21 protein-coding genes and 1 riboswitch are annotated in these 24,565 nt (G+C 39.2%); of the genes, 11 read left to right on the forward strand and 10 right to left on the reverse strand.

The window, feature by feature from the left end; genetic code table 11:
• Positions 1 to 71: 71 nt before the first annotated feature.
• The 7 genes from G8E00_RS13150 to G8E00_RS13180 all read right to left on the reverse strand — a co-directional run bounded on the left by G8E00_RS13150 (position 72) and on the right by G8E00_RS13180 (position 8,437).
• Positions 72 to 2,474, reverse strand: coding sequence for a glucose/quinate/shikimate family membrane-bound PQQ-dependent dehydrogenase (locus G8E00_RS13150; RefSeq protein WP_166012073.1), 2,403 nt, complete (start codon positions 2,472 to 2,474; stop codon positions 72 to 74).
• A gap of 171 nt (positions 2,475 to 2,645) precedes the next feature.
• A complete protein-coding gene (locus G8E00_RS13155) occupies positions 2,646 to 3,941 on the reverse strand; it encodes a carbohydrate porin (RefSeq protein ID WP_166012074.1) in 1,296 nt (431 codons plus the stop codon).
• Positions 3,942 to 4,197: 256 nt separating this feature from the next.
• Positions 4,198 to 4,710: a DUF1543 domain-containing protein gene (locus G8E00_RS13160; protein ID WP_166225265.1), complete on the reverse strand. Its 513-nt coding sequence runs from the start codon at positions 4,708 to 4,710 to the stop codon at positions 4,198 to 4,200.
• A gap of 380 nt (positions 4,711 to 5,090) precedes the next feature.
• Positions 5,091 to 5,819: a CPBP family intramembrane glutamic endopeptidase gene (locus G8E00_RS13165; protein WP_166225268.1), complete on the reverse strand. Its 729-nt coding sequence runs from the start codon at positions 5,817 to 5,819 to the stop codon at positions 5,091 to 5,093.
• 126 nt (positions 5,820 to 5,945) lie between these two features.
• Entirely contained in the window at positions 5,946 to 7,190 is a 1,245-nt protein-coding gene (trpB, locus tag G8E00_RS13170; RefSeq protein WP_166225271.1) for a tryptophan synthase subunit beta, read from the reverse strand.
• Positions 7,171 to 7,815: a phosphoribosylanthranilate isomerase gene (locus tag G8E00_RS13175; protein ID WP_166225274.1), complete on the reverse strand. Its 645-nt coding sequence runs from the start codon at positions 7,813 to 7,815 to the stop codon at positions 7,171 to 7,173. Before G8E00_RS13175 ends, trpB begins: the two co-directional genes overlap by 20 nt.
• 127 nt (positions 7,816 to 7,942) lie before the next feature.
• Entirely contained in the window at positions 7,943 to 8,437 is a 495-nt protein-coding gene (locus tag G8E00_RS13180) for a GNAT family N-acetyltransferase (RefSeq protein ID WP_196781993.1), read from the reverse strand.
• Positions 8,438 to 8,514: 77 nt separating this feature from the next.
• Positions 8,515 to 8,736, forward strand: a riboswitch (cobalamin riboswitch).
• Positions 8,737 to 8,772: 36 nt separating this feature from the next.
• Between G8E00_RS13180 and G8E00_RS13185 the strand changes: the two genes are divergently transcribed.
• From G8E00_RS13185 to G8E00_RS13220, 8 genes are all read left to right on the forward strand, one after another.
• On the forward strand, positions 8,773 to 10,620 hold the full coding sequence (locus G8E00_RS13185) for a TonB-dependent receptor plug domain-containing protein (RefSeq protein WP_166225277.1): 1,848 nt from the start codon (positions 8,773 to 8,775) through the stop codon (positions 10,618 to 10,620).
• A gap of 75 nt (positions 10,621 to 10,695) precedes the next feature.
• The gene (locus tag G8E00_RS13190) at positions 10,696 to 11,274 is read left to right on the forward strand and encodes a cob(I)yrinic acid a,c-diamide adenosyltransferase (protein WP_166225280.1); all 579 of its coding nucleotides are present in this window, start codon (positions 10,696 to 10,698) and stop codon (positions 11,272 to 11,274) included.
• A 55-nt stretch (positions 11,275 to 11,329) separates the two neighbouring features.
• Positions 11,330 to 12,046: a glycerophosphodiester phosphodiesterase gene (locus G8E00_RS13195; RefSeq protein ID WP_166225284.1), complete on the forward strand. Its 717-nt coding sequence runs from the start codon at positions 11,330 to 11,332 to the stop codon at positions 12,044 to 12,046.
• A 368-nt stretch (positions 12,047 to 12,414) separates the two neighbouring features.
• Complete coding sequence (locus G8E00_RS13200) at positions 12,415 to 13,587, forward strand: fatty acid desaturase (RefSeq protein WP_166225288.1); 1,173 nt, start codon at positions 12,415 to 12,417, stop codon at positions 13,585 to 13,587.
• Positions 13,588 to 13,705: 118 nt separating this feature from the next.
• Entirely contained in the window at positions 13,706 to 14,035 is a 330-nt protein-coding gene (locus G8E00_RS13205; protein WP_166225291.1) for a DHCW motif cupin fold protein, read from the forward strand.
• 74 nt (positions 14,036 to 14,109) lie between these two features.
• Complete coding sequence (locus G8E00_RS13210) at positions 14,110 to 15,555, forward strand: protein adenylyltransferase SelO (RefSeq protein WP_166225294.1); 1,446 nt, start codon at positions 14,110 to 14,112, stop codon at positions 15,553 to 15,555.
• A 252-nt stretch (positions 15,556 to 15,807) separates the two neighbouring features.
• A complete protein-coding gene (locus tag G8E00_RS13215; RefSeq protein ID WP_166012085.1) occupies positions 15,808 to 16,404 on the forward strand; it encodes a L,D-transpeptidase family protein in 597 nt (198 codons plus the stop codon).
• A 28-nt stretch (positions 16,405 to 16,432) separates the two neighbouring features.
• Complete coding sequence (locus G8E00_RS13220; protein ID WP_406741406.1) at positions 16,433 to 16,807, forward strand: MmcQ/YjbR family DNA-binding protein; 375 nt, start codon at positions 16,433 to 16,435, stop codon at positions 16,805 to 16,807.
• A 243-nt stretch (positions 16,808 to 17,050) separates the two neighbouring features.
• Here G8E00_RS13220 and G8E00_RS13225 read toward each other — a convergent pair whose 3' ends face one another.
• Together G8E00_RS13225 and baeS are read right to left on the reverse strand one after the other, a co-directional pair.
• The gene (locus G8E00_RS13225; RefSeq protein ID WP_166012087.1) at positions 17,051 to 17,737 is read right to left on the reverse strand and encodes a response regulator; all 687 of its coding nucleotides are present in this window, start codon (positions 17,735 to 17,737) and stop codon (positions 17,051 to 17,053) included.
• Positions 17,734 to 19,404, reverse strand: a complete 1,671-nt coding sequence (baeS, locus tag G8E00_RS13230; protein WP_166012191.1) for a sensor histidine kinase efflux regulator BaeS — start codon at positions 19,402 to 19,404, stop codon at positions 17,734 to 17,736. The genes G8E00_RS13225 and baeS overlap by 4 nt, the downstream gene beginning before the upstream one ends.
• Before the next feature lie 133 nt (positions 19,405 to 19,537).
• On the opposite strand from baeS, the gene G8E00_RS13235 reads away from it, so the two are divergent.
• The 3 genes from G8E00_RS13235 (at position 19,538) to G8E00_RS13245 (ending at position 24,235) form a co-directional block, all read left to right on the forward strand.
• Positions 19,538 to 20,164, forward strand: a complete 627-nt coding sequence (locus G8E00_RS13235) for a hypothetical protein (RefSeq protein ID WP_166225297.1) — start codon at positions 19,538 to 19,540, stop codon at positions 20,162 to 20,164.
• Between the two features lie 300 nt (positions 20,165 to 20,464).
• The gene (locus G8E00_RS13240) at positions 20,465 to 22,267 is read left to right on the forward strand and encodes an acyl-CoA dehydrogenase C-terminal domain-containing protein (protein WP_166012089.1); all 1,803 of its coding nucleotides are present in this window, start codon (positions 20,465 to 20,467) and stop codon (positions 22,265 to 22,267) included.
• Between the two features lie 186 nt (positions 22,268 to 22,453).
• Positions 22,454 to 24,235 (forward strand): acyl-CoA dehydrogenase C-terminal domain-containing protein, encoded by a 1,782-nt coding sequence (locus G8E00_RS13245; RefSeq protein WP_166225300.1) that lies wholly within the window; start codon positions 22,454 to 22,456, stop codon positions 24,233 to 24,235.
• Between the two features lie 78 nt (positions 24,236 to 24,313).
• On the opposite strand, the gene G8E00_RS13250 is transcribed toward G8E00_RS13245, so the two are convergent.
• The gene (locus tag G8E00_RS13250) at positions 24,314 to 24,520 is read right to left on the reverse strand and encodes a hypothetical protein (protein WP_166012091.1); all 207 of its coding nucleotides are present in this window, start codon (positions 24,518 to 24,520) and stop codon (positions 24,314 to 24,316) included.
• Positions 24,521 to 24,565: the final 45 nt, after the last annotated feature.

Consider the following 24,565-nt stretch of genomic DNA (forward strand, 5'->3'; position numbering starts at 1 on the left):
ATATGAAATTGTGTAAGACACAAAAAAAGCCTGACGAATCAGGCTTTTTTAACATTAAGTTTTAAACTTAATTATTTTTTGTCTGGAAGTGCATAAGCTACGACAGAGTCACCCATTTTGGTACCAAACGAACCGTGACCACCCGCCATGATAACAACGTATTGTTTACCATTTGCTTCATAAGTCATAGGAGTCGCTTGACCACCCGCTGGAAGACGACCTTTCCAAAGCTCATCACCGTTAGTTACGTTGATTGCACGGATGTAGTTATCTTGAGTACCACCAACAAACATCACGTTACCCGCAGTTGAGATAGAACCACCCAACATTGGAACGCCCATTTTGAACGGAGGTAATGGAATACCAGGCATACTGTCACGAATTGTACCAATACGACGTTTCCATACAGTTTCATGAGTATTTAAATCAACACCAGCCACGAAGCCCCATGAAGGTTGTTTACATGGTAAACCGAATGGAGATAAGAACGCGCTAATTTCAACACCGTAAGGTACACCGTACATAGGTTGAACACCAGCTTCAGTACCCGCACCTTTCGCAGTTTGCTTACGGTTTGGATCTTGTGGGATCAATTTAGTTACGAATGGTAAGCCAATTGGGTTCATTACAGCGATTTGACGGTCTGGGTTAACAGACATACCGCCCCATTCGAACACACCTAAGTTACCAGGGAATACCAAAGTACCATTTTCAGATGGTGGAGTATAAATACCATCGTAGTTCAATTTGTGGAACGAAACACGACACATCAATTGGTCAAACATAGTGGCACCCCACATTTGTTTGTCAGTCAATTTGTCTTTTGGCGCCATATCAAAGTCAGAGAATGGTTGAGTTTTAGAATAGAACTCGCCCTTAGTCTGAGGACCACGTTTCACAGATTGTGGAACTGGTTTTTCTGTAATAGGAACAATTGCTTTACCGTTACGACGGTCAAGAACAAAGGCATTACCTGTTTTAGTCAATACATAGATTGCTGGAACAGTTTTGCCATCTTTGTCTTTGATATCAGCCAATGTAGGTTGTGACGGTACGTCCATATCCCACAAATCGTGATGTGTTGTTTGGAAGTTCCAAACCAATTTACCAGTTGTTGCATTGATCGCAAGCATAGAGTTTGCATAACGTTCATCTAACTCAGTACGGTGACCACCGAAGATATCCGGAGTACCTACACCAGTTGGTACGTATACGATGTCAAGTTGTGCATCATATGCCAAAGGTGCCCAAGCATTTGGAGAGTTATGAACGAATTTTTGACCTGGAGCAGGGATCGCATTTGGATCTTCAGCACCTGTATCAAATACCCATAACAATTCACCAGTATTTACGTCATAACCACGGATTACACCAGATGGCTCTTCAGTAGAATAGTTATCTGTAGTAGAACCTGCGATAACAATGGTAGTACCAGTAATTACAGGAGGAGAAGTTGGAATGTAACCACCTGGGTAAGGGAATGGCATGTCTTTTTGAAGATCAACTTCACCATTTTTACCGAAGTCAGAACATGGTTTACCTGTTTGTGGATTTACCGCAACAAGACGACCGTCGTTCACAGGGAGAATAACTTTTTGTGGACATTCAGTCGATGTTGATTTTTTCGCAGCTAAGCTTGTTTCGAAACCAACAGTGTTGTTTGCATCAAAGTAAGATACACCACGACAAGTTAAATGTTGATAAGTATTATCAGCACGTAACTTAGGATCGTAAGTCCATTTTGCTTTACCAGTCGCAGGATCAATCGCAGTCAATTTTTGGTGAGTTGTACACATGTACATGTTGTCACCGACTTTGATTGGTGTTACTTGGTTGGTTGTTTCACCTGAGTCGTTTTCAGTTTTGAATTCGCCAGTGTGATATTCCCAAGCCACTTGTAAATCTTTTACGTTTTCAGAGTTGATTTGTTTCAACGGAGAATAACGTAGACCTGATTGAGTACGACCATAAGCAGGCCAATCTTCGTCAGCTACACCAGGAATTGCTTGGTGAGTTTCAGGTTGTTTAGTGCTTAATTCACCACGAATTTCTTGTGGGTCGTTAAACACTGAATAAATCATTACTGCAATTGTAATTGCCAATGAGCCTGTTAATGCAATTTTTGCACCTTTAGCATCACCGAAACCACGAGTTACAGCAGGAATTAAAAGCGCTAAACCAAATAGACCTAAAATATCTAAACGAGGAGCAAGTGCAAAGAAGTCAGAACCAACTTCCCATAAGCCCCACGCCACTGTACCTAGAATAAGTACTGCATAAACAACAAGCGCAGAACTTTTCAGTTTTTGCAATAAAACTGCGGTAGCAATAAAGAGAATACCTGCAATGATGTAGTACCAAGACCCACCAAGTACTGCAAGATAAATCCCTCCGATCAGTAGTACCAAACCGAAAATGACAGCAATCACCGCCAAAATCGTTTTTAGTACTGAACCTGATGATGAAGTATTCATGTTGAACACCTATTAAAGATTCTTTAAAAGCCTATGAGTAACATACTCATAGGTACCATTTAGTTTTTAGTTGTAAATACCGCAATGCACCTCAAATGGCTTCACACTACAGCCAATACAAAACACATTTCAGGCATCAGCACTCAAATATTTGCAACTAAAAAATTTGACTTAAAATGCTGTGTTGAACTTAATACCGCCAACCCATGCATCTTCACCATGACGATAACCACCGACATGATTGACATATTGAATATTTGGACGAACTGTTAACCAGTTTGCGAAATGAATACCGTAGTAAACTTCAACGTTAATTTCTTCACTTTGAAGACCACGGTAATCAAGTGGTGTAATACCCAACTGATCTTGTTGAATATTGTATTGATTCACATCATTACCCACGTTAATACGTGAAACACCAATAGCTAGATCATCTTTAGGACGTGCATCCATTAGGCCGACATAACGTAGACCAATGTTTTGCATATCTGTGATCTTGTTGGTTTTACCATCCATAAAGGCAAGGTTCATGAAGCCAGATAAACCACGACTCGCATCACCATGATGGGTTGTAAATTGTTGATTTGCCACCAACCAACCACCATGTTTGTTACCCTTTTTATCAGGGTTTTCAATTTGGTCGACGTTGGCAGTACTGTAGTAATAACCTAAACGGTATTCACCAGGTAATTTGTTTTGACCAAATTTTGGTTGCCATACCGCTTCGATTGGGAGAATTACACCTTTACCGCCATCAAAGCTCATATTGAAGCCTTTACCGCGATGACCAACATTTTCAGGGTTATACTCGTACACACCAATTTGTGTATAGAATTCAGGAGTCCAATTGTATTTGAAGCGCGCAGCCCAAACACTCACTGGCCAGTTGTACCACTGGTCGCCAACGTAGTCACCAATCTGTGAACCACATAAAGACAAGTTAGAGAAGTTACATTCAAAGCTGTTGAAGTCTTCACCCTCACCCATACGACCAATTTTGACGTCTAGTTTTTGATTGAAGAATTTTTTCTTAATCCAAAAATCTGTTAAACGCCAAGTTTGCTCACGTCCCCAAACTTCTTGTACAGCAGTTTGATGACCTTGCAATGCATCTGATGTTTGTGACAGTGAACGTCCATCACGTTTAGTTATATTAATTTGAGCTTCAGTATCTTTCCAGCCAGCGATTTTCTCTAAATCAAGATGAGCACCAAGTACGATCTGATCTGAATATTCTGCATCATGGCTAGAATGGTGCTTAGAGTCCATCAAGGCAGCAAATTGACCACCATAAGCAATATTAAAATCGTAACCTTTTTCTTGAAGCTCAGTACGTTTACCGTTCCAATCACCAAGCATCCACGGACTTTCAGTACTGAATGCATCTTCAGCATGTACGGCTGTATTTGCCAATAGCAAAGCCGCTAAGGATGTGTAAACAGCCTTAGATAATGGGGAGAAATACATTGAATGACGACCTTAATCATTTGTGTACAAGTTGGGTAGGTTACGCCTCTTTTTTGTAACTGAAAACTACTAAATTCCGACTAATGCACTAAGTTATTTTTTTTATTAGTTATTTTAATTAACAAAAAGTAAAATAAAACAACAATTCACTTTTTAATTTAAATAAAAAGTGAACAGCAAATTTAAAGGTAGCCTAAAAACCAACCACCCTCATCTTTGTTTGTGAGAAGTGAATTCTTGGTTTTTAACCAATGATTTAACTTAAGATAATATAACTATTTTCCCAATGGTTTTGGGCAAAATCTGACTCAATCAATTCAATATAACGCCCTTGCACTTGATCAATCTCAATACAGTCATCAACATCGACAACTCGGTCGACATGTTGCTTTTGCCAATGCTGAGCAAAGTGTACCTTCCCTCGTTGTTTTGCCAGTTCAGCGCTTTCTGCAATGACTAAAACATAACGATGCTGTTCACCAAATTCTGTAGCTTCATAGCCCCCAAGATTCATCAAATACAGTTTTTGATCGTTGGGACGAGGCTGTGCATGTGTAAATTGCACACGATAGCGTTTACCATCAAATTCTAAACCATGAATTTGCGCCCAAGCATCAATATGAAACCCTGCTTGCTCACCAAACCATGCATTTTTTAGTTGAGGATAGGTTTCTTCGAGATTTTCACCAATCGCGATAGCAATATCGTGTACTTCAATTTTGGCACGTTTGTGCCGACCACCTAATAACACGATAAATAAACACGACATTCAAAATCTCCATTTAAGTCATTTATAGATTTTTTTATTTCAAGTACACAAAACAACAAAGTTGAATTGATTGAAGGTCGCAATCAATTCAGCTTGTGTCTTGTGTACAGTCCCAAGGATAACGCCATCTAATGTTTGAAAAAACACAAAACTGCACTAAAGTTGATATAAAAACTCACTCTTCGGACATTTATAAACCATCTAGCAGATATAATGTTTTCAAAAACATCTTTTTAAACTCCAAGATCAGAATAATCATTATTTTCTGATTATTTTCTTTTGCTCAAATACTCAACATAAGAATTAAAACAAATGAGCTTTAGCAATGAATATAATTTTCGAAAGTAGAAAAAATATTCAGCAATTGAACGCAAATCCGATTAAACCACACTCAAGGTTTGTAATATCTTCAGTAAAATAATACCGCCTAAAGACAATACCGCATTATTTAAAAAGTGAATCAATAACACATGCCAAATATTGCGTGTCCAAAGATAGATTAAGTTTAAAAATAACCCTGCAACCATAAAACTCATGGTCGCGATTAAATTTCCATCAAAATTATGATAATGAATAAGTCCGAATAAAATGGAATTGAGTAAAATTAAAATGATTCGCCAGACCATCGGTTGAACGAAGAGTTTCTGTAAAAGCGTATAACGGAAAATAATGTCTTCTAGTAAAGCTGTAAACAATGGTCCTAGACTGATGACGAACAGGCTTAGAAATGCCACTTTTGCAGGGTCAATACTCTCTTTCACTACATCTGTACTCGGTGTCAAAGGCAAGACACTTTTAGCGAGTGAAATCACAAGCTGTAAGACGATAGCCCCAACAATGACCAATAGCGTAGAACGCCAAAAAGCGTGTTTATATTTGTGCCAGTGCTCAATCAGCATATCCTTATAAAGCCAACATACGATGACAAAAAGAATGCTACGGAAAATTGAATCACCTAATGCGACTGTAACCGTATTACCGAAAAATTGTTCGAAAATAAATCCATTGAATAAGATCAGTGGAATAATACAAATGGCAAAAGTATCTCGCCATTGCCAAATTATTTTTTGAGGGAATTGTTCTGCACGTACGATTTGTATAAAGTTCATTTAAAGTAAATTTTTTATTGAATATTAAATAATTATAGTAAATCTACTTTCTGTTTTATGTATGTTTTTATTAAATTAAAAAAGCGTGCTGGTTCAGCACGCTTTTAAGAATGAATTGAGCAAAAATTACATCTCAACCATTTCCACACCATCAATACGTGCAACAGTCATTAAATCCTTATCACCACGACCTGAAACAGTCGCAATAATAATTTGATCTTGAGACATGGTTGGCGCAAGTTTAGTGACATATGCCATGGCATGTGAACTTTCTAGCGCAGGAATAATGCCTTCAATCTTGGTTAAATCACGGAAGCCTTGTAATGCTTCTTGGTCATTGATCGGCACATATTCAACACGATTCATATCTTTTAAGAAACTATGTTCAGGACCCACACCTGGATAATCTAGACCAGCAGAAATTGAATGTGTTTCAATAATCTGACCTTGTTCATCTGACATCAAATAGGTACGGTTTCCATGCAGTACGCCGACATGACCTGCATTGAGTGGCGCAGAGTGTTTGCCCGTTTCAATGCCATAGCCTGCCGCTTCAACACCGTACATTTTCACGTCTGGATCGTTTAGGAATGGATAGAACAAGCCCATCGCATTTGAACCACCGCCGACACATGCGACAAGCGCGTCAGGCAAACGACCTGCTTGTTCTTGAATTTGACGGCGTGCTTCACGACCAATAATCGATTGGAAATCACGTACCAATTGCGGATATGGATGTGGACCAGCCACTGTACCAATGACATAGTAAGTTGAGTCGACATTGGTGACCCAATCACGCATCGCTTCGTTCATGGCATCTTTTAATGTTTTCGAGCCACTTTCTACAGGCACAACAGTCGCACCCAGTAAACGCATACGATATACGTTCATGGCTTGACGCTTTACGTCTTCAGCACCCATGAATACAACGCATTCCAAACCTAGACGGGCTGCGATGGTTGCCGTTGCTACACCGTGCTGCCCTGCCCCTGTTTCTGCAATAATTCGTTTTTTACCTGAAAGTTTTGCAAGAAGTGCCTGACCAATGGTGTTATTTACTTTGTGAGAACCTGTATGGTTCAAGTCTTCACGTTTTAAGTAAATTTGCGCACCACCCAACTCTTTCGACCATCGTTCAGCATGATATAAAGGACTTGGACGCCCTACATAAAATGCTAAATCGCGGTCGAATTCTGCCAAAAATTGCGCATCATCTTTCATTCGGAAGTAGAGTTTCTCTAAATCTTCCAATGCTGCCATGAGCGTTTCTGACACAAAACGTCCGCCATGGATACCAAAATGCCCGTTTTGATCTGGGAATTGGGTATAGTCAATCACTGAGTTGTTGTGATTAGTACTTTGCTGATCCACGTTGGACTCCTTGCATAAAGTGTTCAATGAGTTGTTGGTCTTTTATACCTTTTGCGGACTCTACGCCTCCGCTGACATCTACTGCATACGCTTGAGTCGTCTTTATAGCGTCTTCAACATTGTCAGGTTTTAAACCGCCTGCCAAAATTAAAGGAATATCAAGTTGCGGAAATTGCTTCCAATCAAACGAATGACCTGTGCCACCTTTGAGCTCAGGATGCCAAGCATCTAAGAGCATAGCACTTGCGCCTGCGTCTTGATATTGCTGAATTGTCGTAATTAAATCTAAATCAGGTTTCACCTGAATGGCTTTGTACCAACGGCGGCCTGTTGCCCTTGCAATCTGCTGACATTTTTCTGGTGTTTCATCACCATGAAGTTGAAGAATATCCAAAGGTACGTGTTTAAGTACTTGCTGGATCTCTTCAATCGACGCATTGACAAATAATCCAACCATTTGCACATAGGCTGGTATATGTTCGGCTAAAGCCTGAGCCTGTTCGATGGTCACGCTACGTGGACTCGGTGAAAAAAATACAAATCCAATCGCATCTGCGCCTGCATTCACGACCGATTGAATATCTTGCTGTCTCGTAATTCCACAAATTTTGACACGCGTTCGCATAGGGCTTTAGCTCTAGTTTTATGCTTGAAATGAAGTAGTTAATTTGAATGTCTTAGACATACAGATCATCTTTGGCGAATCATTGTAATGCACTTTAGCAAAAAGTGTTCACGCTTGTTGATAAAGTTTAAGAAACTTTATAGGGAGAAACTTTGTAAAGATAAATAAATTTTAAATCCGAATGAATCTGTTCTTCTTTAAAAATGGCATAACCTCGCTTTTGATAAAGTTTTAAATTTTCTTGGCTTAAATGCCCTGTAAAGAGTTCTAGACGCTGTTTTGGATATAACTGTTCGACTGCATCTAAAAGCATGCTCCCAATACCTTGCCCTTGAAACTGCGGATCAACCATTAAACGTCCGACTTGAACGACATCACTTCCTTCGAACGTTTGGACAGATCCAACAATTCGCTGATGCTGTGTTTCAGTATTAATCACCGCTTTTAAAATGCTTTGTTTATCAAATTCATTAATCAATTCATCCAAGGTTTGGGTCAGTGGAGGAATATTCCAGTCTTGATAAATTTCTGCTTCAGTTTGGTAGGCCTTCTTCTGCAAGTTTAAAATAAATTCTGCATCTGCAAGTTCAGCCTTTTGGATGCTGATGTTTAAGTTTTCCATTGTGGTCCTAACCATAATTTTCTTCATTGTTCTGATTAAAAAAATCACATTGTGTTCAGTATGCGTACATCTTATACTGCGCGCAAATTGCAACAAGTTAAAGCGATTGCTTTAGGGAAGTTGGTGAAAATCCAGCACTGCCCCCGCAACGGTAAAAATGAAAAACATATCAATTTAAATCTTTTGGTTGACACCACTGCATGATCAACATGTGGGAAGGTGGATATGTGTGAAAACTCATTGAATGTTTGAGTGTTCTATATTTAAGTCCGGATACCTGCTTGTTGTGTTCTTTAACTCAATCATTCACGTGGGGTGAATGTATGGAGCATACAATGCCAACGCCTTTTCAGCCTACCCTTCTTGTAGGCGCTATTGCGATTGCAATGGGGATTTCGACATCAACATTTGCGCAACAACCTATTCAAGATGCTAAACCAGCTCAAACTACCTTAGATACATTAGTAGTAACGGCCAGCCGTACCGAGCAAAACATTGAACATGTCCCCGCTCGTATTCATATCATCGACTCACATATTATTGAACAGTCACCGATTGCGTCATTCCCAGACTTACTCAAACACGATGCCTCCATCAATTTGGTACAAGATGGTGGCTTGGGACAGCTTGCAAGTATTTTCTTACGTGGCACTGAATCTGACCACACTTTGGTATTAAGGGATGGTATCCGTTTAAACAATGCTGCATCAGGTATGGCAAGTTTAGCGTTTATTGACACTACAGACATTCAACAGATTGAAGTTTTAAAAGGCCCTGCTTCGGTTCTATATGGTACGGATGCCATTGGCGGTGTCGTACAACTGGTCTCTAAAACGCCAGAAAAAAATGGCGCTTTTTTAACTGGCGAAATTGGTGAAAAAAGTACTTATAAATCTGTGATCGGTGCGGACGCTTTCGATAATGGATTTTACGCACAAATTCGTGGACAACGCCTTGAGTCTGATGCCACTAAAGTCACCAATCAAAAAACGCAAACCTCAAAAACCGCAGCCTTTGATCAGAAAGGTTACAGTGCCAAGCTTGGCGTAGAAAAAGAGCGCTTTGGCTTATCTGTCGATTATAGTGAAAATGAAGGCACAAATTTATATGATGCCTATGCCTTTGATGGCAGTTTACTGGAACAGGATTTCAAAAATGAAATCATCAATGTCCGTGGACGTTTCAATCTCACCGAACAGCTTGAATTACATGCACGCTTGTCTCAGTTCAAAGACGAAGTCGAGCAAAAAGACAGTACTGACTACGTCGACAGTCGCACCCAAGAAGCTGAACTGTATGCAAAATGGCAGTTTACCCCCACACAGAATGTTTTGGCTGGCGTCACATATCGTAACTTAGAAGGTGACATTTTATCTTATGGTGACCCCTACAAAGAAAAAGTCGATTCAACGGGTTACTACCTTCAACACCAATATACAAATGATCAGCTCAATACACAGTTAGGTGTTCGCGTCGAAGACAATCAAAAGTATGGTACGCATGTCGTTGGTCAAGCAGCAGCACGTTATCAAGTACTGCCATCAACCAGTGTTTATGCCAATATTGGTTCTGCATTTAAATCACCAACATTAAATGAACTTTATAATGCTTGGACAGGTAATCCTGACTTAGATCCTGAAGAAAGTATTTCGTATGAAATCGGTTTGGACCAAAAGTTAAATTACGGTTTCAACACAGGTGTTTCACTTTATTACACAGAAGTCGACAACCTCATTAATGCCGTGAATGGCAGTAAACTGCAAAATATTAACCAAGCCACTTACCAAGGTGGAGAGTTATATTTGGGTTGGGCAAAAAATGATTTATTTGCCAAAGCCACTTACAGCTATGTTAAAACTGAAAATGAAGATACACATCAAGAGTTAGCACGTCGCCCACGTCAAGCCTTGACCCTGACAACGGGCTTACAGAACGAAGTCTATGGGATTAGCGCTTCACTGATTGTGAAATCGCATTCTAAGGACTGGGATCCAAATTACCGCAATCCAGGTTATGCAACCGTAGATGTGAATGCTTTTTGGAATGTGAATCCGTATATTAAATTATTTACCAATATTCAAAATATTGGCGATGCCCATTACAAAACGTCTTATCAGGACAACGGCTATTATTATGTCAATGGTGGCCGCCTCGCTTCTGCAGGTGTGACCTTCAAATATTGATGTCAATCATCTTCAAACTGAGGATAATGGAATGCATTATCCTCCACCAATTCGATTCAAATTTAAGGAAAAAACATGGGACACCGTTTAAGTAAAATTTATACCCGTACTGGCGACTCGGGCACGACTGGCTTAGGTGATGGCTCACGTGTTCCTAAAGATGACTTACGTATCCATGCCTTGGGCGATGTAGATGAGCTGAACTCATGTATTGGTATTCTACGTTCGCAAATTGCAGTGAGTCACATTGTAGATAAAGCCAAATGGGATAAATCTTTAAGCCTCATTCAACACTGGTTATTCGATTTGGGCGGCGAAGTCTGTATCCCAAATTACAATATGGTATTGCCAGTTGCAGTGGAATTTTTGGAAAAAGAAATTGATGAAATGAATGAAGCGCTACCGATGCTCAAAGACTTCATTTTACCTGCTGGTACATTGGCATGTAGTTATGCACATCAGGCACGCTCAGTGTGTCGTCGTGCCGAACGTAGTTTAATGACCGTGCATAGTCGTGATCAAAATATTCAAGCCACTTCACTTCAACTGTTAAACCGATTATCTGACTGGTTATTTGTGGCTTCACGCACATTACAACGTGCCGAAGATGGTACAGAAGTGTTATGGCAAAAAAATATTTACGACACAATTTAAGCTCATTTTGGTCGTATAATCGTATGTATATCGATTCAATGTCATTGAGATTAACATGCGTATTATTGGTCATCGTGGTGCACGTGGTGAAGCGCCTGAAAATACTTTAGGTGGCTTCCAATATATTCATGATTTGGGAATTCGAGCAGTTGAGTTCGATGTCCGTCAGTTGCATGATCAAAACTTAGTGATCATGCACGATGACAATTTTGTTCGAACGACTGCTCAAGATAAAAACATCTACCAATGTTCAGTTCAAGATTTAGACCAATATGACCAATCTGAAATTTGGATGGATTGGACAAAATTTGAAGTCACCCCTCAACTGAAAGATGCGTTAAACATCATGCAAGATTTTGAGCATCTAGAAGTTGAAATTAAAGCTGTCGAAAGCTATGAAGCCGCTGAAAATTTATTAAATGAGCTTGAAAAACAACTCCAAGGTTTCGAGCAGACCGCTGTCATTACCAGTTTTGACCGTAAGATTCATGAAGTTTTACAGCAAACCAATTCGAATTTTCGTCGTGGTTTACTGATCGAAGACGATATTAAATATCAAGCGATTGAAGATGCTTTAAAATTCGGTTGTATGCAAATTGGTTGGATGAATCAACTGGCAACACATGAGATAATTCAAGCTACACAGCAGGCTAATTTAGCCATCAGTGTATGGACAGTGAATGAGATAGAACGTGCTAAACAGCTTCGTGATTTGGGTGTTCAAGGACTCATTACCGACTTTCCAAAACTGATATTAAACGAACTGAAATAAGCATATCGAGATCATCAATCAAACTGAATATGAGTACTTAGATTGCAAGTTGAACAAACCTTTAGCAATTAAATAATCGCTATATTTTGAAAAAATTAATGCAATCATCTGACTTAAAAAACTTTTTTTAAATATTGATAGATGATCTTTAATTTGAAAGATGAAATGATTAATCAACTGATATTGTAAGCAAAATGAAAAGGACTAAACTACATGACTTATTCTGTTACTGTTCAGTACAATACAACTGTAGAATAATAGTAGTGGGCAAATGTAGCTCGTGCTAACATGATCAAGTCTTAACCCTATTTCATTATAGCTTTAAGTCTTTATTTATACCTTCTTAGGTTCTAGGAGTGCTGTTGGAGATGAATGCTCCCTTACCAAAAGCCCCAATTAACTGGATTGCAGTTTTCGCATTGGTGCTTTTACCTGTTGTCGCACTGATTGCTATTCCACTTTATGCCTACCATCACGATTTTAGTACGGCTGCTTGGATTAGCATGTTTGTTTTACTGGGCGTAAGTAGCCTTGGTATTACGGCGGGTTACCACCGTTTATGGGCACATCGTGCTTATGAAGCGACGTTACCTTTAAAGATTATTTTAATGATCATGGGTACTTTTGCAGTTCAAAACAGTATTTTGTATTGGGCTTCTGGTCACCGTACGCATCACCGTCATGTTGATGATGTTGAGCAAGATCCTTATTCGATTAATAATGGTTTTTGGTACGCTCATATCGGCTGGATGTTGCGTAACTATCCTGCTTCTGAGGCAAATTATAAAAATGCACCAGATTTGTTGAAAGACAAAGTGGTGATGTTCCAAGACAAATATTATGTTCCATTAGTGATTGTTGTTCATGCTGCAATCTTACTGCCTGTGGGTTGGGCTGTAGGTGATATGGCAGGTGTTTTACTGCTTGGCGGTTTAATGCGCTTAATCTTAAGCCATCACGTTACTTTCTTTATTAACTCACTTTGTCACATGTGGGGTAAACGTCCTTATACAGACGAAAATACCGCGCGTGATAACTTCTGGTTAGCGATTGCTACTTGGGGTGAGGGTTATCATAACTACCATCATATTTTCCAATACGATTATCGTAATGGTGTGAAATGGTGGCAATACGATCCTACAAAATGGCTCATTTGGACATTCTCTAAATTTGGCATGGCGAAAAACTTACGTCGTATTCCAAGCTTTAACATCAAAAAAGCTGAACTTGCGATGAAGTTTAAATATGCTGAGCAAGATTTAGCTGTGTACGGTCATAACGTAAGTGAAGATATTGCCACAGCAAAAATGCGTATCGCTCAAGAATACGAAGCATTTTCACAAACATTGAATGACTGGGCAAAGTTAAAAGAACAGGAAATTCAAGTGAAGAAAGCATCTGTCGCTGAAAAAATCCATCAAATGGACAGTAAACTTAAAGTTGAGTTCCAATTGGTAGAACAGCGTCTTTCACATCATCGTGAAACTTTAAAATTACTCACACGTAATTTGAAGAAAGAAAAAGCCCCTGTTTCTCATTAAAACAAGAATCAATTGAACATATTGAAAAGAAAAGCTCCTACGGGAGCTTTTCTTTTCTGGATGATCTATAAAACTAACGCTCTATACATGTATCGACCATAAGAATAAAGGTACAACAATGAACATGAATCACATCCCTTTCGGTATCACAAACTGGGCTGAAATCGAGACCACCAAACATACTGGAGAAACAGGTTTTACACTGTGGAAAACCCAACATTTTGACAATATCCGCGTCAGAATGGTGGAGTATTCTCCCCACTATCTTGCTGACCATCTCTGCACTAAAGGGCATATTTTGCTTTGTTTAGAGGGTGAATTAAGCACTGAATTAGATGATGGACGAGTTTTCACACTGACAGCAGGCATGAGTTATCAAGTGGCTGATCATGCAGAAGCACACCGCTCATCAACCGTACTTGGAGCAAAACTCTTTATCGTAGACTAGATAAATCAATACCACACGTATTGTTGTTAGATTTGCTATAGTGAATTTAGATTTTCAAAAAGTTTTAAAATCCTATGCAATTTAATCCACGCTATAACACGCTCAGTCCAAAGCTTTATCACCATCAACAACCTGTGCCTTTAAAAAATCCGAGGGCAGGTCACTTTAATGACCAACTTGCCGATGAACTCAATTGGTCAGAAGCAGATAAAAGTGCTTGGGTTGAGATATGTAGCGGTCAAAAAACCTTTACCGAATTTGAACCTTTGGCGATGGTCTATGCAGGACATCAGTTTGGTCAATGGGCAGGTCAACTGGGTGATGGTCGTGGATTACTCATTACACAAATTTTAGATAAAAAAAATCAAACTATCGATCTACATTTAAAAGGCGCTGGTTCAACCCCCTACTCGCGTATGGGCGATGGAAGGGCTGTATTACGTTCGGTAGTTCGTGAATATTTGGCAGGACATGCACTCAATGCCTTAGGTGTTCCATCAAGTAATGCAGTAGGTTTTACCTCTTCAGATCAGGGCATACAACGCGAAAAATTAGAACGTGGTGCCATGATGCTGCGCACGTCAGACTGTCACATACGTTTAGGACATTTTGAGTGGATCAATCAATATCAGCCTGAGTTGCTTGAAGAATTCACACAAAAAAGTATCGAATGGCACTATCCAGAATGTTTAGAAGCTGATCAACCGATTTTGGCATTTGCGACACGAGTGATTCAGCGTACTGCGGTGATGATCGCAAAATGGCAACTGGTTGGTTTTGCTCACGGCGTGATGAATACCGATAACCTTAATATTACCGGTACGACTTTAGATTTTGGTCCTTATGGATTTATGGAACGTTTCCGTCCAAACTGGATCAACAATCATAGTGATTACAATGGTCGTTATACCTATCAACAACAACCGAGTATTGCACATTGGAATTTGTGGAATTGGCTCAACAATCTTATTCCTTTGGAAAAAGATGCATCAAAAAAACAGCAATTTAAAGAAGATTTGGCGCAATGTTTAGAACATTTTGAGCCGACATTTTTGGAACATTACAAACTTGGATTATCTCTAAAAATGGGATTGCCGGGTTTTCATAAAGACAGTTTTGATTGTGCGATGGCATTTTTAAGAATCTTACAATCTGAACAACTTGACTACACACAAAGCTTTATACGCCTCCAAGAAAAACAATATGACGTGATCAAAGATGATTGTTTAGATCGACGTCAGTTTGAAGAATTTTTAATACAATACCAAAGTATCCGTGAACATCAAGATATTGCCGAGCTGGATGTCGAAATGGTCAAGGCCAATCCGCGATATATTCTGCGCAACCATATGGCTCAGCGGGCAATCGAGCTGGCAGAAGGTCATGATTTTTCAGAAGTAGATCGATTATTTAAATTACTGAACAAACCTTTTATTCATCAACCTGAACTCGAAAAATCAGAAGATCTGGCACCATTACCTACGGATGTGCCTGAAGTCATGGTCAGTTGTTCTTCATAGTTTTCGTAATCTTACAAAAACCACATCATTCGACTTAATGAAATAGCCCAGATTTGGGCTATTTTCAATTGAGTAACCGCTGAATTTAGCTTTTTAATCCTTTTTTTGTCTAAGTTTTTCATTTCACATATTGTGATTTATTTCACATTGTTTTAAATTTATCGCATACAATTTTACTTTATGAAAAAGATAAACTAAAAATATTTCAATCAATTGAACAATATTGAGAATTAGAAAACGGATAATAAACGTATGTTTAAGAAGTTAGGCAGCTTATGTTTAATATTGATTGTGATTATTGCTGGCTGTACCTATGGTTATTATAAATTAAAGCGTTATTTGCCCAGTCATCCTGTCCAAAGTACTCAAGCTTTAAATCAGCAAGATATTCGTAAAATAAGACAATATACCCCCATTACCGAGGTTCATGTCTATAAAGCTGAGCGTAGACTTCATCTTTTAAATGGTTCCAATATTATACGCAGCTATGAAATGCGACTGGGTTTTAACCCCATTGGGCATAAAGTTCAAGAAGGTGATGGCAAAACACCTGAGGGACGTTACATTTTAGATTGGCGTAATGCGCAAAGTGCATTTTATAAATCATTACATATATCTTATCCCAATGAACAAGATAAAGTCATCGCGCGACAATTGGGCGTTTCACCTGGAGGAGATATAATGATCCACGGATCTGCAAAAAAAGCTCAAGTTGAAGTCGTACCTAAATTGATGAAATACATGCCCACTGAAGATTGGACTTGGGGATGTATCGCTGTTAGAAATGTAGACATGGATGAAATCTGGCAATTGATTGATGATGGAACAGCAATTGAAATTTACCCTTAAAAATTATTCAAATTAAAGGTTTTATATGATTCATCTTCATCAATATGCAGACCAAGTCGCTCAAGCATTACCGCAAACCACGCTCTCACAACCATTTGGTGAAGGTTGTAATGTGTATAAGGTAGCAAATAAAGTATATCTCATGGCTTTTAAACTTGAAGGTAAAGCCGTTTTAAATATAAAAGTTGAACCTCAGCATAGTGAAATGCTACGTGACTTTTATCCTTTTATTCATGCGGGTTATCACATGAATAAACGTCACTGGATTTCGCTTTATGAACATGAAGAAGTCAAAGAAGATTTAGTACAAGATTTGATTCAATCTTCTTATGATTTGGTGGTTAAAACTCTAAGTAAAAATGATCAGAATAGAATTTCTCTGTTAAGAGAACTGGATCATTGAAAAATTTGAGATCAATAAATGACATCAAATATAAAGTTATCCCATAAAGCATTTTATGCTTCTGTTAAGTACTTAAGTTGTGATAGTAAAATTTATAAAAATATTAGAAATAATCAATTGAATTTCAAATAGCTCCGCATAATCAACTGATGATAAAAGAGAGTTTTTAAACCACTCATTTTTACTAAAAAAAAGCGAATAGAAATCATCTATCCGCTTTTTTCAATCTATGCAATAAATAGATCAATCTTCAGGATATTCGAAACGATAGCCTACCCCGTACACAGCCTGCACCCATTCATGGCGGTTACCTGTTTCAGCAGCATCCGAAATTTTACGGCGTAAGTTTTTAATATGGCTGTCGATCACACGGTCTGCCACATCGAAACTGTCAGGATTGATATGATCAAGCAATTGTGCACGTGAATACACCTGCCCCACATGTTCCAAGAACAATTCCAATAAACGGAATTCAGTCGGGGTTAAATTCAATGACTTTTGTTGATACCAGATTCGTTGCTGTGCTTTGTCCATACGAAACAGATTATTTTCTTCAGGCTCAGCTTTACGTTCTAAACGACGTAAAACAGCTTGTACACGAGCTACCAGTTCCTTAGGACTAAATGGCTTACATAAGTAATCATCTGCGCCCATGTTTAAACCTAATACACGGTCAATTTCTTCAGTACGAGCGGTCACCATAATAATCGGTATATCAGACTGTTCACGTACTTTACGGCAAATAGTTAGACCGTCCATGCGTGGCACCATCAAGTCCAATAGCATTAAACTCGGTTTACGTTGTAAAAAGCTGTCATATGCTTCTTGACCATCATGAAACATGCTGACTTCAAAACCAGCCGCTTCTAGATAATCTCGCACCAATTGTGCAAGTTCTACTTCATCTTCAACCAGCATCACATGCTTCATGCGTTTTCCTTCTTAACTTTTGTGTTTTTTGGAAAGGTGAGTTTGCATCGTAAACCACCCAATGGTGAATGATCAAAGCTCAATTTACCCCCTAAACCTTGAACAATTTTACCTGACAATGCAAGCCCTAGACCAGTTCCGCCTGTGCTACGTGTGCGAGAGTCATCAACACGGTAGAATCGTTCACCCAAATGGGCCAATTGTTCATCAGTCACACCGAGCGGACTATCATCAACAATCACGGACCAAGACTGTGCATCTTGTTCAGTATGGACATGAACTTCGCCACCTGCGGTGGTGTAGCGAATACTATTGCCCAATAAATTGACCATAATTTGTTTAAAGCGATCAACATCCAATTGTAATTCGGCACCCTGTCCCTCAACGCTGATGCTTAAATGAGCTTGTTCAAATTTAGGTTTAAAATTATCCACTTCTTGCAATACGACCGCCCATGGATCAACTTCTGTAAAGTAGAATTTCAATTGCTGTGCTTCAGCTTGAGCTAAATCTGCCAAATCTTGGGTCAATTTTTTCAAACTACTCACTTGCCCTAACATCGAGGCAAAATGTTCTGGTGTCGGTTTACGAATGCCATCTTGCATGGCCTCAATTTGCGCTTGCAATACGGCCAAAGGTGTTTTCAGCTCATGTGATGTATCGGCTACCCACTGACGACGTGAGCTTTCATGCTGATCCAAAATTACAGCCAATTGATTAATTTCATTGGATAAATCTCCCAACTCATCATTGCGATTAACTTTCACTTGGTGCTGATAATTGCCTTTAGTCAATTCACGTGTTGCTTTTAGCAATCGTTGAATCGGTGTTTTAAAATAGGTTGCTAAAAGTAACGCTGCGACGAGACTGGTGAGGAAAGTTAAAATATAAATCAGTAATAAGTAGCGTTTTTGATTGCTAAAAAAGTTAATACTCGATGCATCTTCCTGATCCAATACAGGTCGAAGACCTAAATAGCCGACAATTTTTCCATCTACCGAAATTGGACGAAATGACACAGGATTTTCAGATGGCTCACCTAAAATAAACTGTTGTTTCGCGTCATAAAGTGACAATCGAGCACTTAAACCTAAATGATCTGACATTGAAATAAACAGCTTTTTACCTTGTTGCTGTTCCGATGTACGCAGACTAGAAGGTTTATTATCCTTACGTTTTTCTGCATTTCTAAACTGATTTTGATTGGAACTTAAAGGAAATTTGAGCCCTTCAAAAGGTTGATATTCAGAAGGTAAATTGTCTTCCAATACCTTTAATTCTTCAGGATTAATGGTCTGAGCACGCTGCGTATCCAATTGGCTCATCATGGTATGTTCTTTGAAATAACGCTGTTGCAATGCGATATCATACTGACGACGTAACCACCAGCGTGACAACTTATCATAGTCGTCTGGTGCCGCTTGACCTTCGATTTGCAAAATCTGAGCTTGAACTGAGTTTCCCCAATCGTGATAAACCGAATATACACTCGCCAAGTTTTCAATCAGATGATCGAGTTTCTGCATCTCAACATCTGCCACATATTGGGTAAAGTTTTTCTGCATGGTCCAATGTAAGACGCTTAGGCTTACAGTGGTTATGACCAGCGTGGTCAATAACACAGTCAGGAAAATGCGTAGCGCAATGGGAACACGACGTATATTCAAAACAGTTCTCACGTTTTTCTTCTCATTTGGGTATTGTATAGAACACTCATTCAAAAAACTCTCCATTGTTTCTACATCTTTATTATTTAATCTTATCTCATCGAAAAAACATCCAATAATCGGGGATATGACAATGAACACACGTTCTAAAATTGCACTTATTACTGCCAGTGTTCTTAGCGCGGGCGCTCTAACTGCGTGTCAAACGACATCTACACCAAATGATGCAAAAGGTCCGCACAAATTTGATGGTTCACGTCATGAACGCCAAATGACACCAGAACAGCGTGAACAGTTCAAAAAACACTTAGAACAACGTAAAGCTTTTGCTGAGCAATTCAAAAAAGCATGTGAAGGTAAAGCTGTAGGTCAAACCACACAAATTAAAGTTGGTGAAAAAACGATTGATGGAACTTGTGTGTCACACTTCAAAGTCGATCGTAAAGATATGAAACAAGTGCGGGACGGTCATCACCCTATGAAAGGCGAACATCGTCCAATGAAGGGTGATTTCCATAAAGGCCCACAGCAAAACCGTGAACCTTTAACAGACGCAAAACGTGCTGAATTGACCCAAAAATTTGATGCACGATTGGCAAAACTTCAGCAACGTCAACAAGCTATTGCTCAAGCATGCCAAGGTCAGAAAGTAGGTCAAACGGTGCAAATTAAAGTTGGTGAAAAAACTTTAAATGGTCAATGCCAAGTCCGTTTTCAGCCAAATGCAATCGTTGCTCCAACAGCAGTAAAAGCATCATAAATTTACTTGCTTCATTAATATTCGAAAAAAGGTGCGATATGCACCTTTTTTTTACGACATAATTTTTTACTATTTTGACTATTTATGACTAAAAATAATTATTAAAAATATTTGTTTTTCATTATCTTATGAATTTCAAGTTTTATTTGTTTGACTTTACAGTCACGCAGAATCAAGTCAGAAAACTTGTACCAAACAATAAGATATTGCACGATGTAATAGAACTTATGTGTCACTGAAGACACAACCCTTTTTATTAGGATTATAAATCTGGTTTAACCAGTATTGAGGAAACCCGTTATGCCACAATACAAAGCACCCTTACGTGATATGCAATTTGTTTTGCATGAATTATTAAATGCTGAAGATCATTATTCAAAATTACCTGCATTCCAAGAAAACGTAAGCCGTGAATTGGTTGACCAATATCTGGAAGCTGCTGCGGATTTTTGTGAAAACGAATTGTCTCCATTAAACCAAGTGGGCGACCGTGAAGGTTGTAAATGGAACGATGGTGTTGTAACAACGCCTACCGGCTTTAAAGAAGCATATCAAAAATATGTAGAGCTTGGCTTCCCTTCACTTTCTGCTGAAGAACAGTACGGCGGTCAAGGTTTACCTGTCTCAATTGCAAACATCATTTCTGAAATGGTCGGTACTGCGAACTGGGCATGGGGTATGTACCCTGGTCTATCTCATGGTGCAGTTCGTACTTTAGAACACCATGGTTCACAAGAGCAAAAAGACACTTACTTACCTAAATTAATTTCAGGTGAGTGGACAGGCACCATGTGCTTAACAGAATCTCATGCAGGTTCTGACTTAGGGATTATCCGTACCAAAGCTGAACCACAAGCTGACGGTAGCTATGCGATTTCCGGCGAGAAAATCTTTATCTCTGCTGGTGAACACGACATGGCTGACAACATTATCCATATTGTACTTGCTCGACTTCCTGGTGCGCCTAAAGGCACAAAAGGTATTTCGTTGTTTATCGTACCGAAGTTCAACTTAACTGCTGATGGTGAAGTCGGCGAACGTAATGGCGTACGTTGTGGTTCAATTGAACACAAAATGGGTATTCACGGTAACGCAACATGTGTCATTAACTTTGACAACGCAAAAGGTTTCTTGATTGGACCTGAAAACCGTGGTCTAAACTGCATGTTCACGTTCATGAACACTGCACGTATTGGTACTGCGATCCAAGGTTTATCTGCATCTGAAGGCGCATTCCAAGGTGCACTTGCATATGCAAAAGACCGTTTAGCAATGCGTTCATTGTCTGGTCCTAAAGCACCTGAAAAAGAAGCAGATCCGATTATTGTTCACCCTGCTGTACGTAACATGCTTTTAACTCAAAAAGCATTTGCTGAAGCTGGTCGTGCATTGGTTTACTTATTGTCTTTCCATGCAGACGTTGTAGAACAAGGTGCAACTGAAGAAGAGCGTAAAGCTTCTGACAATATCTTGTCATTATTGACACCAATTGCAAAAGCGTTCTTGACTGAAACAGGTTCAGAATCTGCGAAACATGGTGTTCAAGTGTTCGGTGGACATGGCTTTATTTCTGAACATGGTATGGAACAAATTGTTCGTGATACACGTATTTCGTGTCTTTACGAAGGTACAACTGAAATTCAAGCGATTGACTTATTAGGTCGTAAAGTTTTGGGTACTCAAGGTGCAATGTTGAAAGACTTCACCAAGATCATCCATAAATTTATCGAAGCGAATAAAGACAACGCTGGTTTGAAAGAATTCCTAGAACCACTTGCTGCTCTCAATAAAGAGTGGGGTGATTTGACCATGCAAATTGGTATGAAAGCAATGCAAAACCCTGATGAAGTTGGTGCTGCTGCTGTTGATTACCTCTACTTCTCTGGTTATGTAACACTTGCATACCTATGGGCACGTATGGCACTCGTAGCACAAGAGAAATTGGCTGAAGGTACAACTGAAGTTGACTTCTACAATGCGAAGATTACCACTGCGCGTTTCTACTTCAAGAAAATCTTACCACGCGTACGTTCACACGTAGACGTGATTGCAGGTGGCTTAGATCCATTGATGTCTTTAGATGCAGAACATTTCGCATTCTAATGACCTGCCATAAAAAGCAATAAAAAGAAAAGGACAGTCATAGCGTTGGCCGTCCTTTTTCTTTATAAACTGAAGTAGACATATAAAGACACAATATTAACCTTTAGTCGTCTAACAACAATTCAAGTACTTGGTTAGACTCTAAATATTCAAATATAGATTCAACAAAAAATAGGTGAAGGAAAAATGCCAATTTATAATGCGCCTCTTGCGGATATGAAATTCATCCTCAACGATGTTTTTAAAGCAGAACAATTCTGGCAAGCCAATGAAAATCTTGCACATGTCGATGCTGCAACGGCTGAAGCTATTCTTGAAGAAATGGCAAAATTTGCTCAAAACGTGACGCTTCCAATCAACCGTACGGGAGATGAAGAAGGCGCAACTTATAATAATGGTGCTGTCACCACACCTGCTGGATTTAAAGAAGCTTTTAAACAATACGCTGAGGGCGGTTGGATTGGTTTAGGCGCAGATGAAGAATGGGGCGGTCAAGGCATGCCAAAAATGCTGACTGTGCTTGCTGATGAAATGCTATTTGCAACCAACCCATCATTCATGCTCTACCCGCTTCTTTCTGTGGGTGCTGGTATGGCATTAAACAGTTATGCATCTCAAGAGCAAAAAGAAACCTATTTACCAAAAATTTATTCAGGTGAATGGTCAGGTACGATGTGCTTAACTGAACCACATGCAGGTACAGATTTAGGCATTATCAAAACCAAAGCAGAACGCAATGAAGATGGTACCTATAACATCACTGGGACTAAAATCTTTATTACTGGCGGTGATCATGATTTAGCTGAGAACATCATTCACTTAGTCCTTGCAAAAACACCAGATGCCCCTGCTGGCTCACGTGGTATCTCACTGTTTATCGTGCCGAAATTTATCGTCAATACTGATGGTTCTTTAGGCGAACGTAATACTGCTGGCCCAGGTTCAATTGAACATAAAATGGGGATCAAAGCTTCTGCAACATGTGTCATGAACTTTGATGCAGCTAAAGGCTACCTTGTAGGTAATGAAAACGAAGGTCTTGCTGCGATGTTCGTGATGATGAACTACGAACGTTTATCGATGGGTATTCAAGGTCTTGGTGCTTCGGAATACGCATATCAAAATGCAGCACAATATGCCACTGACCGTTTACAAGGCCGTAGTGCAACAGGTGCCAAATCTCCACAGAAACCTGCTGACAGCATTTTGGTTCATGGTGATGTGCGTCGTATGCTTTTGAATGTTCGTGCAAACAATGAAGCATCTCGTGCTTTCGCGGTCTATGTTGGTCAACAGCTTGATATTACCAAGTTCTCAACCGATGCTGAAGCGGTGCAGAAAGCCAACAACCGAGTTGCATTATTAACCCCTATCGCAAAAGCATATTTGACTGATACTGCATTCCAAGCAACATTAGATGCTCAAATGGTCTTCGGTGGTCATGGTTATATCCGTGAATGGGGTATGGAACAATGCATCCGTGATTTACGTATTGCTCAGATTTACGAGGGAACCAACGGCGTTCAATCTCAAGATTTGATTGGTCGTAAAACCATTAAATGCAATGGTGAATACATCGCTGAATATATTGAAGAAATTCGTGATTTTGCCAATGATCTAGATTCAGATTTAAACTACATCAAAGATGCAACACTTGATGCTGCAACTGAGCTTGAAGTGATTACACAAACTGTGCTTGAACGTGCAAAAGAAAATCCTGACTACGCAAATGCAGCTGCTGTAGATTATTTACATGCTGTCGGTTTACTCAGCTTTAGCTACATGTTCGCTAAAATTGCCAAAGCAGCCAATGCCAAATCAGGTGAGTTCTATCAAAACAAACTGTCTTTGGTGAACTACTTTATCCAACGTATCTTGCCAGATTTAAATACACGTATTGCACGTATTAAAGTCACTTCAGATACAGTTATGAGCTTCAGTGAAGACTACTTCACCAATCAGTCTTAAGCTGATTTAGACATCGATTGATAAAAAAACGCCTGATCATTCAGGCGTTTTTTTGGCTTAATGAAAAGAAAAAGTACGTTAAACTTTTTCAATAATGATGCTTTGTACAAGACCAGGAGCAGAAGATGATTTTTGAATTTTGTTTAGCTTAATCACGCCTTTGCTTTCAAGATCTTCACACAAAGAAATGACTTTTTGCATTTCATCATCTTTAATCCCCGCACCTAGAATGAGTTTTTTACCATTGGCTAAACCATCAATTTTTGTTTGAATTTTATCTAACATCTTCTTTCCTTTTCTAATTGAATGTATCCCCTTACACTACAATAA

It is taken from the genome of Acinetobacter shaoyimingii (assembly GCF_011578045.1).
Taxonomy (GTDB): Bacteria; Pseudomonadota; Gammaproteobacteria; order Pseudomonadales; family Moraxellaceae; genus Acinetobacter; species Acinetobacter shaoyimingii.